Origin of the sequence: Amycolatopsis sp. lyj-90 (assembly GCF_046549035.1) — a bacterium.
In the GTDB taxonomy this organism is placed as follows: Bacteria; Actinomycetota; Actinomycetes; order Mycobacteriales; family Pseudonocardiaceae; genus Amycolatopsis.
This window is the reverse complement of record NZ_JAJPWP010000004.1, coordinates 597222-611377: the sequence shown is the minus strand read 5'-3', so window position 1 is coordinate 611377 and position 14156 is coordinate 597222. Positions and strand designations below refer to the sequence as shown.

Below are 14156 nucleotides of genomic sequence, written 5' to 3'. Positions count from 1 at the left end.
CCTCAGTCGAGGCTGTCGTGTGCGACCGGGTCGGCTCCGCCTGCCAGGCGGAGCCGGTCGTAGAGGTCCCGACATTGGGCGTAGTCAGGAAGCAGGCCCCGGTCCATCGACTCGCGCAGGCTCGGCGCGGCGGCGTCCTTTTCGGACAGGATGACCTGGTCCAGGTCGGGCCAAGGCAGCGCGATCTCCGGGTCGAGCGGATGCACGCGGATTTCTTTGCCGGGTTTGTAGGTACTCGAACACAGGTAGACGACTGTGGCTTCTTCGGTCACCGGCGCGAAACCATGTGCCAGCCCCTCGGCGAGATAGAGCGCGTGCCTGGACTTGTCGTCGAGCACGACCCGTACGTGCTCACCGAAGGTGGGTGAGCCGACTCTGACATCGACCACGATGTCCACAATGGATCCACTCACGCAGGTCACATAGCGGGCCTGGCCCGGTCCCAGCGCGATCGCGTGCAGCCCGCGGACGGTGCCCTTGCGGGAAATCGAGCAGTTGACCTGTGCGGCGGTGAACGGGTGGCCGACCGTCTGCTGGAAGGCCGGCTCGCTGTAGAGCTCAAGGAACGAACCTCTGTCATCAGGAAAGATCCTTGGTTGGATCAGGTAGGTTCCGGCCACGTGGAGAGTGTCGATTCGCATGCGGCCACTGTCCATCAAGCCTCTGGCAAGGGCCTCAATACCGGCTCAACGGCAGATCCGCATGCTCACCCCGTGCACGAGCTCCTTTTCCATCGAGGCGACGACGAAGGCACACGAGAGCTCCTCCACTTCGTACACCGGCGCGCCTTCGGCTTCCCACGAGACCACTCGCAGGAAATGAGTGTCGACGAGCCTGTGCAACAGTTTGCCTGCCGATTCCGGGACACCGCCCAGCAATTGGGCCGCCGTTCGCTCGGGGATCCTTCCCCTGCGCGTCCCCAGGCTCAGGGCGCGGACGGCGCTTCGCTCCTCGGCGGCGAGCACGCGGTAACCGGTTTCGAACCGCTCGCTGAAGTCGAGCCCGGGAGCGCTCAGCTCCTCGATGCATTTCGACGGCAGCGACAGCCGATCGGCCATCCCGCGCAGCGAGTGCCCGCGTTCGGCCATCAGCCGGGCACCTATCGCGCGAATGGCCAGCGGCAGCCGGCCACACCGGCGCACGATCTGCTCGGCCGCCTCGGGTTCGGCCGCGATCCTGGCGGTGCCGACCAGCCTGGCGAGCAAGGTGACGCCGTCGTCGACCGGCAGCTCCTCGAGTTCGACGCGTTCGGTGCACGGCAGTCCGTGCAGCCCCCGGCGGCTGGTGATGAGCACCGCGCAGTTCTCGTTTCCGGGGATCAGCGGCGCGACCTGCGCCGCCGACGCCGCGTCGTCGAGCACCACCAGCACCTGGCGCCCGGAGCACCAGCTCCGGAACAACTTGGCGCATTCGTCGAGATCCGGACCGAGCTCGTCGGCAGGCATCCCGGCCGCGGTCAGGAAGCTGTGCAACACCTCCAGCGGATCCACCGGGGCCTCGCCGCTGCCCTGCAGGTCGAAGATCAGCTGGCCGCCGTCGAACCCGGTTCTGGCCAGCTGCGCCAGCTGAAGGGCGGCAGCGGTCTTGCCGACGCCGGTGCGCCCGGTCAGCAGCACCACCTGCGCGGCGGCCGCCGGCACCCGCTCGGCGAGCAGCCTGCCGGTGAGCTTGGCGAGCAGCCGTTCGCGCCCAGTGAAGTCCGGGACGGCGGACGGCAGCTGGGCGGGCCGCAGCTGCCGCACGGTGATCGGCGCACGGGCCAGCTCGCGCGGTTCCACCATCGGCAGGTCTATCCCGGCGTCCGGGGAGAGCAGCGACCGGTACAGGTCCTGGGAGGCGGCCGAAGGCTCGATCCCCAATTCGTCCACCAGTATCTTGCGTAACCGCTGGTATTCGTCGATGGCTTCCAGCCGGCGGCCGGACCGCTGCAGCGCCACCATCAGCTGGGTGTGGAACACCTCGTGCAGCGGGTGAACGCTGAGCAACTCCTTGAGCTCGCCGATCAGCGATCTGTGCCCGCCGAGCCGGAGGTCGGCCTCGATCCTCAGTTCGAGCGCCCGGAGGCGGTTCTCCGCCAGCGCCGTCGCCGCCGCCGAGATCACGCTGCCCGCCACGACGTCCGACAGCGCCGCACCGCGCCACAGCGACAGCCCCGCGGACAGTTCGTCGGCGGCCCGCACCGGATCCCCCTGTTCGAGCGCGGTCGAACCCGCGGCTATCGACTGTTCGAAATTGTGCAGGTCGAGATCGTCCTCGTGCACCGAAATCAGGTAGCCGTTGGGCCGCGTGCGCAGCAACCGGTCGAAACAGCCGGTGTATTTCTCCGCACCGCTCTGCCGCAGTTTGTAGATGTAGGTCTGCAAGGTCGCCCGCGCGCTGGCGGGTGGCGCCTCACCCCAGAGCTCGTCCACCAGCTCGTCGGCGTGCACCACCCGGTTGTGCCGCAACAGAAGCAGCGCCAGGACCTGACGGACCTTGGGCGCGGTCGGCGTCAGATCTTCACCGCCCGAGAGGACTTCCAAGGGACCTAGCAGGTGAAACTTCATCTGTTCCCCCATTTTCCCGCCAAGGCCGCTCCCGACCGGTGGATTCCGGTCGGAGCGGCCTTCGGAGCACCTTACTTATCATTGACTGTCTCAGCGGACGTCGGCCATGCCTTTGCCATCGGCCTCGGCCGGGCTCGGGGCAACCTTTTTGACATTGACGCTGACCAAAAGTGCGAGCGCGATGACCGCCGCGCACCCCAGAAGGGTGAACAATGCGGCATTGGTGAATGCGCTGCCATACGCCGATCGGGCAAGTAGGCCCATCTGAGTAGCGACATCCGCGGGCACATCGGCAGGGGCGGTGATCCGGCCGCCATCGGCGTGCGTGGCCAGTTCGACGAAAGAATCCCGGTACGGGGAAGGCACTTCGCCCGCCCGTGCCCGGACCTCGTCGCCGATCTGGGCGGCGATCCGGCTCTCCAGCACCGCGCCGACCACCGCGACCGCGAGCAGGAAGCCGATCTGCCTGATCGCGTTGAACGCACCGGACGCCGCACCCGCCAGATCGTCCGCGATGTCCCGCATTGCCAGCGCCACGATCGGCGCGAAGGCCGCGGCCTGGCTGATTCCGGCCAGTACCAGCGGAATGAGCAGCAGCCACCGGTTGTTGCCCGGCTGCGCGGTCACGCCGATGCCGACCAGGCTGACCGAGTACAGCAGCAGCCCGGTGATCAGCACCGGCTTGCCACCGACCTTGTCGATGAGCTTTCCTACCACCGGGAACGCGACCATCATCGCCAACGCCGTCGGGGCGAGCATCAGCCCGGCGGACGACGCGCTGAGATTCAGCACGGACTGCAGATAGATGGTCAGCGACAGCGACAGGCCGATCAGGCCGACGGAGACCGCCAGCACGACGAAGCTCATCAGCGAGAAAGTGCGATCGGCGAACAGCCGCAGCGGCATCAGCGGTTCACGGGTCTTGTGCTGGCTCAGCACGAACAGCACCAGCAGTACCAGGCCTGCTCCGATGATCATCGGGATGGTCAGGAAGGAGGTGACCTGGCCCCAGTTGTGCCGCTCGCCTTCGAGCAGCCCGAAGGTGACAGCGCCGAGCCCGCCACCGGCGAGCAGCACGCCGAGCAGGTCGAGTCGCTTGGCCTCCCCCATCCGGACGTCGGGGATGAGCAGCACGGCGGCCACGATGGTGGCAACGCCGATCGGGAGATTGACGTAGAAGATCCAGCGCCAACCGCCGTCGCTGACCAGCAGCCCGCCGAGTGTCGGCCCGGCGACGCCTGCCAGACCTGCGGACACCCCCCAGATCGCGCTGGCCGCGCCGCGCTTCTCCGGGGGGAAGACGGCCATCATGATCACGAGGGTCTGCGGGGTGATCAACGCGCCGCCGACACCCTGTGCCACCCTGGCCGCGATCAGCTGCCACGGTTCCTGCGCCATCCCGCACGCCGCCGAGGCCAGCGTGAACACGATCATGCCTGCCAGGAACACTTTTCGAGGGCCGATGACGTCGCCGAGCCTGCCTGCCGTGATCACCAGTACAGCCAGCGCGAGCACATACGCGCTCACCACCCAGAGCACGTCGTTGAGGCCGGCGCCCAAGTCCGACTGGATGTCCGGGATGGCGATGTTGACGATCGTGGTGTCCAGGATCGTCATGAAGAACCCCAGGCACACCGTGATCAGCACGGCCCAGGGATTTCCTCGCAGCTTGCTCATGATTCCCACCTCTGTCGCTCCCCCGCGCGTCCATCTCGATCCGAGACGTGATGGGCACCGGCGTTGTATAGTTCAACGGTTGGTTTATTCGACTTTGCGATAGTCTAGGAGTTGAAAGTTTCAATTGTCAAAGGAATCTCACCAGGCGCTGGTAGACGAGGTACTGGCCGCCGTGATGGAGCTACAGAACGCCTCGGACGCCGCGGACGAAGCGGCCGCCGCGATGCTGGGGGTCAACCGGACCGATCTGCGCTGCATGGGCTACGTGTTCAGCCGGGGAGCGATGACCATCGGCGACCTCGCGGAGGCAGCAGGACTGAGCCCGGGAGCCGCCACCGTGGCGGTCGACCGGCTCGAACGGGCCGGGCTCGCGCAGCGGATCCGCGACCCACAGGACCGGCGGCGGGTGGTGGTCACTTCGACGCCGCAAGCGGACAAGATGTCCGAAGAGATTTGGGGGCAGTTCAGCGACGAGGCGGAGCGGGCGGCGAGCGAGCACTCCGACAACCACCTCCGGATCATCCGCGACTTCCTGCGCGCGACCATCGACCGGCACCTGCGGCATGCCGCCCGGATCCGGGCGGCCGAGCCGCTCATGCTGACCGACAAGGCCTGAACGTGACGGCATGCCCGTCGCTCAGAGTGAGCAACGGGCATGTCGTCACGCGGCGGCTAGCTGAGCCCGGCCCGCCTCCGCGCCTCGGCGACGGCACCGAGGATCTCGATCCGGCCCGCCGTGGTCTCGGCGAACGGTGAGACCACCATGGTGGTCAGCCCGCTTTCGGCATACTCCAGCATCCGATCGGCGATCCGATCCTCCGGCCCGGTCAAGGACACCTGCTCGATGAACCCGGCGGGTACCGCGGCGGCGGCCGTCCGGGCGTCGCCGGCCACCATCCGCTCATGGACGGCTGCGGCCTCCGCCCCGTATCCCATGAGTGCCATCAGCTTCAGGTAGACGTTGCGGCCGGGGTCACCCATGCCCATGAAGTGGGCGAAGTAGCCACGGAGCGGCTCCGCCGCTGCCACCGGGTCGGACCCGGCCACCGCGGGGACACCGGAGAGCACCTCGAAACCGTCGAGACCGGCACCGATCCGCTCCCGGCCCGCCCCGATCCGGGTGAGGATCTCCTTGAGCTGGCCGGGCGCGCAAAACGCACCCAGCCAGCCGTCGGCGATCTCGCCCGCCAGTTCCAGACTTCTGGGGCCTACAGCCGCGAGATAGATCGGCATCCTGATTTCGCTGTGCGTGGCGAACAACGCCAGTGGCATGGCGGCACATCCGGGCGGGGGCAACCGGAAGTGCGCACCCTGGTAAGTCACCCGCTCGCCGTCGAGGGTTCGCCTGACGATCTCGACATACTCCCTGGTGCGGCCGAGCGGCGCCGCGAACGGCACGCCGTGCCAGCCTTCGGAGATGTCCGGATTCGACACGCCGAGACCGAGCCGGAACCGTCCGTGCGACAACGCGTTGAGGGTGGCCGCGGTCAGCGCCGTCATGGCGGGGGTGCGCCCGGGAATCTGGAAGACACCGGACGCCAGCGCGATCCTCTCGGTCGAGCCCGCCACCACACCGAGCACGGTCGCCGCGTCCGCGCGAAAGCCCTCCGGCACGACCACCAGGTCATACCCAAGCCGCTCCGCTTCCCGTCCGAGCACACCGGCATCCCGGTACGACACGTTGACCCCGAGCTTCATCCGTACCTCCTTTCCCTGACCTGATGTATGGCACCCTCACTGGACGGGGCGGCCTTCCACGATGCCGTGCGGGGGCGTGGTCGGATGGATCTCGGCGAGTTCGAAGCCCGCGTGCGCGAGCAGCGAGGCCCATTCGGCACCGGTGCGTTCCCTGCCGCCGTCGGTGACCAGCATCGCGATGTCCATCAGCTTGCTGTAGTGCGGTTCGTTGCCTTCCGGGATGACACCGTCGATGATCAGCACACGGGCGTCCTTGTCGGAGTCGATCGCCGCACGAATCCGCTTGAGCACGCCAATGCACTCGGCATCGGGCCAGTCGTGCATGATCGCCTTGAGCAGGTAGGCGTCCGCTCCGGACGGCACGCTTTCGAAGAAGCTCCCGCGCACCAACTCGACCCGGTCGGTAACGCCGTGCGCGGCCAGCACGGCGGGCGCCGTCTCGATCGCGGTGGGAATGTCGAACAGCACACCGCGCGTCTGCGGATAGCGCTGCAGGATCGCCGACAGCAAACGTCCCTGACCGCCACCGAGATCGGTGATCGTGGCGAACCGGCCGAAGTCGAAAGAGGCCGCGATCTTCGGCGCGCGGTTCTCGTTGAGCTCGGACATCGCGTTGTGGAACGCAGTCGCGAACTCGGGGACATCCTGCTCGAGGTACTGAAACCAGGTCTTGCCGCCGCGCAGCTTCGGTCCGATCGGCTCACCGGTCCGCACCGAATCGATGGCGCTGCCCCAGCTGTTCCACACGGTGGTCTCGCCGTAGAAGTAGGCGAGATACCGGAGCGTACCCGGCACGTCACTGCGCAGGTAGTCGGCTTTCGGCGTGAGTTCGAAACGCCCGTCCTCACGTTCGGCGAACACGCCGACCGAAGCCGCCGCCCGCAGTAACCGATACAGCGTCGGCGCGTGAGTCTCGGTCGCCGCGGCCAGGTCCGCCGTGGTACGAGGGCCGCCGGTGAGCAGATCGGCGACGCCGAGCCGGGCGACGACGTTCAAGATGCCGGCCACCCACTTGCCCGCCAGCATCATCAAGACCTGCTGCTGCGCGGTCTCTTCGTCGTTCCGGGCCCCATCCATCGAGCTCGTGGTCATCCCGATTCCTTCCCTGATTGCAACACCGCTCTTGCCCTGCCAAGGATTTCACCGCCACCTCGAAAGCCGGTCAGTACAGATTGAAAGCCGTCAAAAAACTGGATTTGAGCGCGATTCCAGCGAAATTTGAGTGGTCCGGTCTAGGTTTTCGGCGCTTGCAGGGGAGGGCAATCATGGGGGAATTTCGCCGTGTCCAGGAGAGCCTCGTATCGCGGTGTCTCCAGGTAAAGGAGCCTGAAATGACCAACCGTCTCGACCGTCGGTGGCTGCTGAAGCAAGGTGGCAGGCTGGCACCGTTGATCGGACTGGGCGCACTCGCCGCACCGGCAGCCGCCTCAGCCGGAACGGCGACACCGCCGCAACGGTTCACGCTGGTCGGAAGCTGGTCGGTGGAGATCACCTTTCCAGCCAACCCGGCGGTCCCGGCGGTGCGCGGGTTGTTCGCCTTCACCAGCGACAAGTTGCTCGTGTGTACGAATGTCCGGGTGCGGGACCTCGGCACCGGAACCTGGAAGGAAGTTTCCAACACTGGAATTTCGTACACATTCCATCATTTCATGTATGACGAGCAGGGCACCTGGGTCGGCACCATGCATGTCGTGCAGAACGGGCATCTGACTTCCGCGAACACCTGGACCGCATCCGGTTCCGGAACCTCCTTCGACACCTCAGGAAACGAGACCGGCACCATCAGGAGCGCCACCACCGGCATTCGTTTCTAACCGACCGAATATCAGGAAGGGAATCCACATGACCAAAGGAATCGATCGCAGACAACTACTGAGACGAGGCAGCCTGCTCGCGCCGCTGCTCGGGCTCGGCGCGCTGGCCTCGGTGTCGCCCGCCGCCGCCGACGACACCGCACCGAAAACCGGCGTGCTCTTCCCTCTCATCGGGACTTGGACGGTACAGATCGGCTTCCCGGTGAACCCCGATTTCCCGGCGGAGACGGGCCTGTTCGCGTTCACCACCGAGGGGATGTGCCTTTGCACCAACACCAGGGTCAGGGACCTCGGTGTCGGCGCCTGGCGGCCGGTCCCCCTGACGGTGTTCGGCTTCACGCTGAGCTTCCGGCACAACATGGTCGACCCGGACACCGGCACCTGGCTCGGCACCTTGCGCATCGAGCATCAGGGTGCGATGACGTCGGCCACCACCTGGACGGCCAAGGGCACCGGCACCGCCTATGACACCAACGGGAAACCTACCGACGTGGTACAGAGCACCACGTCGGGTGTCAGGTTCTGAAGGTTCTGACTCTCCGACTGGGGGCGAGGGTCCGGGACGCCGGTTCAGGCGACCCGGGCCACGCGTTCGGAAAGCGAGGGCAACAGACGCAAGGCGTTGTCGCGTCCGATGCGGCGGCGTGCCCGGCTGTCGAGTGCCGGGTCACGGACATGCCCGTCGACCACTTGGCGGACCTCCTCGGCCGTCCGCATGTTCCAGTCCGTCCCGAACAGCAGCCGAGCGGGATCCGCCGCGGCCAGCAGCGACGGGGTGGCATACGGCGAAGTGGGGGTCGCCGTATCGTAATAGAACCGCCGGACGTGCCGGCGCAGCGTCGCCGGCTCCACCCCCTCTTCGCTGTGGGTACGGGAATCGATGCGGCCTGCCATGTAGGGCAGGAACCCTCCACCGTGCGACAGGATGATCGGCAGGTCCGGGTATCGGTCCAGCGTGCCGGAGAGCATCAGCCGGATCGCCGACCTCGTCGTGTCCAGCAGGAAATCACCCATGAAGTCCGGGATTCCCTGCGGTGAGCCGCCAGGAATGAACTGCGGGTGGATGAAACACACCGCCCGCCGCCTGGCCAGCTCGGCGAAGATCGGCTCGTACCCCGGATCACCGAGATAACGACCGTCCACATGCGTCATCAACAGCACACCGTCGGCACCGAGGGTGTCCAAGGAGTACTCGATCTCGCCTATGGAATCTTCCACGCTCGTCAGCGGCAGGTAGGCGAAGAAGCCGAACCTGCCCGGGTTCTCCTTTACCACTTCGGCCAACGAGGCGTTACAGATCCTGGCCGCCTCGGCGACCTGACGCGGGCTGCCGAAGATCTCGAAAGGGGCGGGTGCCGACATCACCCCGGCCGCGATCCCGTTGGCGTCCATGATGTTCAACGTCTCTTCGGCCGACCATCGCGCCCACGTCGGCCACTTGTCCTGATCGGGCGGCAGAATACCGTTACGCACCAGCCAGTTCTGCATCTCCGGCGCGATCGCGTGATGGTGCGTGTCGATCCGCCACGCACCAGTCGGCTCGGCGACCGTGTCCTGAGCGGCCGCCCGGCCGGCTCCCGCGAGCTTCCCCACCGCGCCGAGCACTCCCACGGAGCCGAGCAGGCGACGTCGGTTCATTCCCATCACCGGCGAGTCATCAGGAAGCAGCCGAACAACGACTCGGGTGGCGGTGTCGGCAGCCGCTCGATGTCGAAGCCGTCACCGAAGAGCTCCTTCTCCTCTCCAGGGAACAAGTGCGGGTGCAGCCGGAGCAGCAAGCCCTTGGGATTCAACGGAAGCCTCCCGTCGTGGTGCACGCACCACTCCACGAACACCGAGCCCGGCTTGGTCACCCGGTGCACCGTCCGCGCCATCGCCGCTCGCTTGTCGCCGGACAGGTCGTCCAGCGTGCCGAAGTCGATGGCCAGGTCGAACGGACCCTCGGCGCCTTCGATACTCGGCGCGGTCAGGTCACCCCACACGAACTTGCAGCGGTCGGCGACACCGGCGGCGGCGGCGTCCTTGCGGGAACGTTCCAGCGCCGCCTGCGCGAAATCCACGCCGGTGACCTCGAAACCTCGCTGTGCCAGGTAGATCGCGTTCTCCCCCACTCCGCAGCCGAGATCGATCACCCGGGGATACTTGTCCGGCGTGAGCCTGCCCGATTCCACCAACGCCTTGAGGTCCGGCCAGACGCTGCCCGCCCAAATGGCCAGGCGGGTCTTGTACATGAAGCTGTACACTCCTGCACGCATGGGATCTCCTTTCGTAGCAATGGCTGGTATTCACCGAACAGGTCCGACACTAGGGCCGGGCGCTGATCGACCTCTGGCCGTCCGCTCAACTCCTGCTGGTTCCCCGGTGCGACAACGATTCCAGCCGTGATACCACGGCCGACGGCAGTGGCTGCCGCCACATCTCGTCTCGCGCCGCGGCCGCCTTCCCCGACTCCCCGTCGCTCGCGAGGATCCTGCTCACTTGGTCACGGATGATCGGCCCGGTCGCCTCCTCCAGCGGAAGCACCATTCCCGCACCGGCCGCGGCCACGGCCGCCGAGTGGCCTTTGTGGTCTGGAAGCTGCGGGATCAGCACCATCGGCAGCCCTCGATCCAACGAAGTCAAGATCGTCCCGGCACCACCGTGGCCCACCACCAGGTCGCATCCGTCGAGCACGAGACTCAGCGGGGTGTCCACCAGGATCTCGACTTCGACGGGTAGCGCGCCCAGCAGCGGAAGCTGTTCCCCCGACACCACCACGACCACGTCGACATCCAGCATCCTGATCGATTCGACGACGTGTGGCAGCAGGAATCGGGCCGGGTCCAGTTTCGCGATGGTGTGTCCCCAGGTGACACAGACCCGTGGACGTCGCCGACGTTCCGGCGGTTCGACGGCCATCGAACCCGGCCCGTTGTAGGGAATACAACGCATAGGAAGACGCGGACCACCGGTGGCGACCTGCACCAGAGCCGGCACCGGGTCCACAGTGGCCACGCCGAACGGATCGAGCCGGTCAATGCCGTACCGGGCACCCAGCGGTGCCATGATGTCCAGCAGGTGCGTACCGGCTTTGTGCATCAGATCGACCCCGTACAAGTGGCGCACGGCGGGCACGTCGGCGACCGCGGCGGCCACCGGCCCGGCGAGCGCGGTCGGTTCGTAGACCACCAGATCCGCCCGCCACTGCCGGACGACATCGACCAGATCACCGGTCATGGACTCCGCGTGCGCGGCCAGCATCTCCATGGCACGCGGCCTACCGGTTCCGTTGCCGGGCACCAGATAGTCGCGCACCATGCCTACGCTGTCCACGTCATGCCCGACCGTGACCGGCCGAAGCCCGGCCATCTCGATCTCCCCGGCCAGACCGGGCTCACTCGCGACGAGCACCTCATGTCCTGCCACACGGAACGCCCAGGCGAGCGGCACCAACGCGTACAGATGCGAAGGCCACGCCCACGTCGCGAACACCACACGCACGCGAATCCCATTCCTTTCCTCGCCGCCTTTCCCAAGGGCATCGTGCTGGTGCCCGGTCATGGCGTGCTGGTGGCGCGCTGAGTCCTTCAGCAGCGTGCGAGCGGGTGGTCCGACCATGTCGTATCACGACCACCGAGGAGGAATTCCATGACTGACCGGCAAGTCGCACTGGTCACCGGCGCCAACCGGGGGCTGGGCCTGGCGGTGGCGCATGAATTGCACGACCGCGGCCTGGACGTAGTGGTCACCGCGCGCGAAGCGGACGCGGCCGCCGCCGCAGCCGGGGAGGTCGGTCCGGGTGTCCGGGCGGTGGCTCTGGACGTTCGCGATCCGCTGAGCGTCACGCGGGCCGGCGCTCTGATCGGGCAGGTTGACGTACTGGTGGGCAACGCGGGTGTGCTGCTCGACGGCGGCACCGATCCGCTTTCCGTTTCGCTGGACCAAGTCGAACGAACGCTGGCCGTGAACCTGATCGGCTCGTGGCGGGTCGCACAGCAGTTCATCCCTGGGATGGTGACGCGGAAATGGGGGCGGGTGGTGTTCGTGTCCAGTGGCACCGGCGCCTTCAGCAATGGACTTTTCCCTGGTGCGCCCGGTTATTCGGTATCGAAGGCCGCGTTGAACGGGCTGACGACGATGCTCGCGGCGCACACCAAGGGATCCGGGGTGCTGGTGAACGCCGTCAATCCGGGGCCGACCCGGACCAGAATGATGCCGTCCGCGCAAGGCACGCCGGCCTCAGCGGCCAAGGACATCGCCTACGCCGCAACGTTGCCCGACGGTTCCCCGACGGGTGTTTTCCTCCGTGGCGAACGACAAATCGAGTGGTAGGCGGGCCCTGCGCCGGCGTTGAGCCTGTTTCCACCACCCGTGCCCAGTATGAGTGCGTCCCGCGTTGAAACGCATCCGGTAGGAGATGAAGCGTGCATCGAACCTTGATCGTCGCGAAATTCAAAGTGGACGATCCACAGCGGATAGCCGACGTGTTCGCCGAATCCGACGCCACGGACCTGCCGCGACTGGTCGGGGTGTCACGCCGGACCCTCTTCGGCTTCCACGACCTGTACTTCCACCTGATCGAGTCCGAGGCCGGGCTGGCACCGAACCTGTCGAAGGTCCGCGACCACCCGCTCTACCGGGACATAGACACCCGGCTCGCCGAGTTGGTCGCGCCGTACGACCCCGGCTGGCGGGAGCCGAAAGACGCGATGGCGTCCCCCTTCTACGTGTGGACGGCCAAGGACGGGAGCGCCAGGTGAGCAGGGGAACACTCAAGATCAACATCGAGGACGCCGCGCCGAACCGTCGACGCGGCGGCGACATCCGCGTCACCCTCAGCCCCAAGACGGTCGGATCGACCACCGGGTTCGGCGGCTTCCTGCGGCTGGAACCCGGTGAGTACGTGACCGAGCACTACCACCCGTACTCGGAGGAATTTCTGCACGTGGTGGCGGGCGAACTGGAGACCGTCCTGGACGGGGACCCGGTACGGCTCGGTCCCGGCGATTCGCTGATCGTGCCGATCGGCGTGCGACACAGGGTCGTCAACGTCGGCGCCGAAGCCGCGCGGGTCGTGTTCCACCTGTCCCCCTTGGCGCCTCGGCCCGAACTCGGCCACGTCGACACCGAGGAGCTGGTCGAGCCGGACGCGCCGCATCCGGAAGTCGGAGGCGGCCGATGAGCCGCTCCGCGGTGATCACCGGGATCGGCGTGGTCGCACCGGGCGCGATCGGCAGGGAACCCTACTGGGACCTGCTCGCCGCCGGCCGGACGGCCACCAGGCGGATCAGCCTGTTCGACCCGGCCGGGTTCCGGTCCCGGATCGCCGCCGAGGTCGACTTCGACCCGAAGGCCGCCGGGCTGACCGCGCCGCAGATCCGGCGGATGGACCGGGCAGCGCAATTCGCGGTCGTGTCCACGCGCGAAGCGGTGGCCGACAGCGGGATCGACTTCCGCGGCTGCCCGCCGGAGCGCACCGCCGTCGCCATCGGCAGTGCGGTCGGCTGCACGATGGGCTTGGAAGAGGAATACGTGGTCGTCGCCGACGAGGGCCGCAAATGGCTGGTGAACAGCTCTTACGGTGTCCCGCACCTCTACGGCTACCTGGTGCCCAGCACCCTCGCGGTCGAGGTGGCCTGGGAGGTCGCGGCCGAGGGGCCGACCGCGCTGATCTCCACGGGATGCACCTCGGGGCTGGACGCGGTCGGTCACGGCGCCGCGCTCATCGAGGAAGGCTCGGCGGACATAGTGCTCGCGGGCGCGACGGAGGCGCCCATCTCGCCGATCACCTCCGCGTGTTTCGACGCGATCCAAGCGACCTCGCCGAACAACGATCACGCGGAGAACGCCTCCCGCCCATTCGACGCGGAGCGAGATGGGTTCGTCCTCGGCGAAGGCGCGGCTGTCATGGTGCTCGAAGAGGCTTCCCGCGCCCGCGCGCGCGGCGCTCGGATCTACGCCGAGATCTCCGGTTTCGCCAGCCGCAGCAACGCTTTTCACATGACCGGGCTGCGCAAGGACGGTCGCGAAATGGCCGAGGCGATCACCACGGCACTGCGCGGCGCCCGGCTCGCACCGTCGGATATCGGCTACATCAACGCACACGGTTCAGGCACCAAGCAGAACGACCGGCACGAGACCGCGGCGTTCAAGCGCAGTCTCGGTGAGCGCGCCTACCAGGTGCCGGTGAGCTCGATCAAGTCCATGATCGGCCATTCGCTCGGCGCGATCGGCGCGCTGGAGATTGCGGCCTGTGCGCTCGCACTCGCCCGGCAGGTCGTGCCGCCGACCGCCAACCTGCGCAACGCCGACCCCGAATGCGATCTGGACTACGTTCCACTGGTCGCCAGGGAACACCGGATGGACGCGGTGCTCACCGTCGGCAGTGGATTCGGCGGGTTTCAGTCCGCGATGGTGCTGGCCGGTCAGGGCCGGTCCTGAC

General features: G+C 67.1%; 15 protein-coding genes. 7 read left to right on the top strand and 8 right to left on the bottom strand.

The features are described from left to right. Positions 1 to 2 precede the first annotated feature (2 nt). From ACLJPX_RS18275 to ACLJPX_RS18265, 3 genes are all read right to left on the bottom strand, one after another. Positions 3 to 641, bottom strand: a complete 639-nt coding sequence (locus ACLJPX_RS18275; protein ID WP_410601145.1) for a dTDP-4-dehydrorhamnose 3,5-epimerase family protein — start codon at positions 639 to 641, stop codon at positions 3 to 5. 45 nt (positions 642 to 686) lie between these two features. Further along, complete coding sequence (locus ACLJPX_RS18270; protein ID WP_410601144.1) at positions 687 to 2546, bottom strand: BTAD domain-containing putative transcriptional regulator; 1860 nt, start codon at positions 2544 to 2546, stop codon at positions 687 to 689. A gap of 90 nt (positions 2547 to 2636) precedes the next feature. Then, complete coding sequence (locus tag ACLJPX_RS18265; RefSeq protein WP_410601143.1) at positions 2637 to 4223, bottom strand: MDR family MFS transporter; 1587 nt, start codon at positions 4221 to 4223, stop codon at positions 2637 to 2639. A gap of 124 nt (positions 4224 to 4347) precedes the next feature. Between ACLJPX_RS18265 and ACLJPX_RS18260 the strand changes: the two genes are divergently transcribed. Continuing rightward, positions 4348 to 4839, top strand: coding sequence for a MarR family winged helix-turn-helix transcriptional regulator (locus tag ACLJPX_RS18260; RefSeq protein WP_410601142.1), 492 nt, complete (start codon positions 4348 to 4350; stop codon positions 4837 to 4839). Positions 4840 to 4895: 56 nt separating this feature from the next. On the opposite strand, the gene ACLJPX_RS18255 is transcribed toward ACLJPX_RS18260, so the two are convergent. Continuing rightward, positions 4896 to 5921: an LLM class flavin-dependent oxidoreductase gene (locus ACLJPX_RS18255; RefSeq protein ID WP_410601141.1), complete on the bottom strand. Its 1026-nt coding sequence runs from the start codon at positions 5919 to 5921 to the stop codon at positions 4896 to 4898. A 36-nt stretch (positions 5922 to 5957) separates the two neighbouring features. Continuing rightward, complete coding sequence (locus ACLJPX_RS18250) at positions 5958 to 7013, bottom strand: methyltransferase (protein WP_410601140.1); 1056 nt, start codon at positions 7011 to 7013, stop codon at positions 5958 to 5960. Positions 7014 to 7252: 239 nt separating this feature from the next. On the opposite strand from ACLJPX_RS18250, the gene ACLJPX_RS18245 reads away from it, so the two are divergent. Both ACLJPX_RS18245 and ACLJPX_RS18240 read left to right on the top strand, forming a co-directional pair. Continuing rightward, the gene (locus tag ACLJPX_RS18245; protein WP_410601138.1) at positions 7253 to 7735 is read left to right on the top strand and encodes a hypothetical protein; all 483 of its coding nucleotides are present in this window, start codon (positions 7253 to 7255) and stop codon (positions 7733 to 7735) included. Between the two features lie 28 nt (positions 7736 to 7763). Further along, the gene (locus tag ACLJPX_RS18240) at positions 7764 to 8261 is read left to right on the top strand and encodes a hypothetical protein (protein WP_410601137.1); all 498 of its coding nucleotides are present in this window, start codon (positions 7764 to 7766) and stop codon (positions 8259 to 8261) included. A 44-nt stretch (positions 8262 to 8305) separates the two neighbouring features. On the opposite strand, the gene ACLJPX_RS18235 is transcribed toward ACLJPX_RS18240, so the two are convergent. The 3 genes from ACLJPX_RS18235 to ACLJPX_RS18225 all read right to left on the bottom strand — a co-directional run bounded on the left by ACLJPX_RS18235 (position 8306) and on the right by ACLJPX_RS18225 (position 11215). Beyond that, entirely contained in the window at positions 8306 to 9373 is a 1068-nt protein-coding gene (locus ACLJPX_RS18235) for an amidohydrolase family protein (RefSeq protein ID WP_410601136.1), read from the bottom strand. A gap of 5 nt (positions 9374 to 9378) precedes the next feature. Continuing rightward, a complete protein-coding gene (locus ACLJPX_RS18230; RefSeq protein ID WP_410601135.1) occupies positions 9379 to 9990 on the bottom strand; it encodes an SAM-dependent methyltransferase in 612 nt (203 codons plus the stop codon). An 85-nt stretch (positions 9991 to 10075) separates the two neighbouring features. Beyond that, positions 10076 to 11215 (bottom strand): nucleotide disphospho-sugar-binding domain-containing protein, encoded by a 1140-nt coding sequence (locus tag ACLJPX_RS18225; protein WP_410601134.1) that lies wholly within the window; start codon positions 11213 to 11215, stop codon positions 10076 to 10078. A 147-nt stretch (positions 11216 to 11362) separates the two neighbouring features. On the opposite strand from ACLJPX_RS18225, the gene ACLJPX_RS18220 reads away from it, so the two are divergent. From ACLJPX_RS18220 to ACLJPX_RS18205, 4 genes are all read left to right on the top strand, one after another. After that, a complete protein-coding gene (locus ACLJPX_RS18220) occupies positions 11363 to 12046 on the top strand; it encodes an SDR family NAD(P)-dependent oxidoreductase (RefSeq protein ID WP_410601133.1) in 684 nt (227 codons plus the stop codon). 92 nt (positions 12047 to 12138) lie between these two features. Continuing rightward, positions 12139 to 12474 (top strand): TcmI family type II polyketide cyclase, encoded by a 336-nt coding sequence (locus ACLJPX_RS18215; protein WP_410601132.1) that lies wholly within the window; start codon positions 12139 to 12141, stop codon positions 12472 to 12474. Then, on the top strand, positions 12471 to 12896 hold the full coding sequence (locus ACLJPX_RS18210; RefSeq protein ID WP_410601131.1) for a cupin domain-containing protein: 426 nt from the start codon (positions 12471 to 12473) through the stop codon (positions 12894 to 12896). Before ACLJPX_RS18215 ends, ACLJPX_RS18210 begins: the two co-directional genes overlap by 4 nt. Continuing rightward, positions 12893 to 14155 carry a beta-ketoacyl-[acyl-carrier-protein] synthase family protein gene (locus tag ACLJPX_RS18205; RefSeq protein WP_410601130.1) on the top strand — a complete coding sequence of 421 codons (1263 nt, stop codon included), beginning with the start codon at positions 12893 to 12895 and terminating at the stop codon, positions 14153 to 14155. The genes ACLJPX_RS18210 and ACLJPX_RS18205 overlap by 4 nt, the downstream gene beginning before the upstream one ends. Position 14156: the final 1 nt, after the last annotated feature.

Bases quoted from the DNA above. Each gene is read 5' to 3' on its own strand.
- ACLJPX_RS18275 (WP_410601145.1), bottom strand. From the start codon at position 641: ATGCGAATCGACACTCTCCACGTGGCCGGAACCTACCTGATCCAACCA.
- ACLJPX_RS18270 (WP_410601144.1), bottom strand. From the start codon at position 2,546: ATGAAGTTTCACCTGCTAGGTCCCTTGGAAGTCCTCTCGGGCGGTGAA.
- ACLJPX_RS18265 (WP_410601143.1), bottom strand. From the start codon at position 4,223: ATGAGCAAGCTGCGAGGAAATCCCTGGGCCGTGCTGATCACGGTGTGC.
- ACLJPX_RS18255 (WP_410601141.1), bottom strand. From the start codon at position 5,921: ATGAAGCTCGGGGTCAACGTGTCGTACCGGGATGCCGGTGTGCTCGGA.
- ACLJPX_RS18250 (WP_410601140.1), bottom strand. From the start codon at position 7,013: ATGACCACGAGCTCGATGGATGGGGCCCGGAACGACGAAGAGACCGCG.
- ACLJPX_RS18245 (WP_410601138.1), top strand. From the start codon at position 7,253: ATGACCAACCGTCTCGACCGTCGGTGGCTGCTGAAGCAAGGTGGCAGG.
- ACLJPX_RS18240 (WP_410601137.1), top strand. From the start codon at position 7,764: ATGACCAAAGGAATCGATCGCAGACAACTACTGAGACGAGGCAGCCTG.
- ACLJPX_RS18235 (WP_410601136.1), bottom strand. From the start codon at position 9,373: ATGAACCGACGTCGCCTGCTCGGCTCCGTGGGAGTGCTCGGCGCGGTG.
- ACLJPX_RS18230 (WP_410601135.1), bottom strand. From the start codon at position 9,990: ATGCGTGCAGGAGTGTACAGCTTCATGTACAAGACCCGCCTGGCCATT.
- ACLJPX_RS18220 (WP_410601133.1), top strand. From the start codon at position 11,363: ATGACTGACCGGCAAGTCGCACTGGTCACCGGCGCCAACCGGGGGCTG.
- ACLJPX_RS18205 (WP_410601130.1), top strand. From the start codon at position 12,893: ATGAGCCGCTCCGCGGTGATCACCGGGATCGGCGTGGTCGCACCGGGC.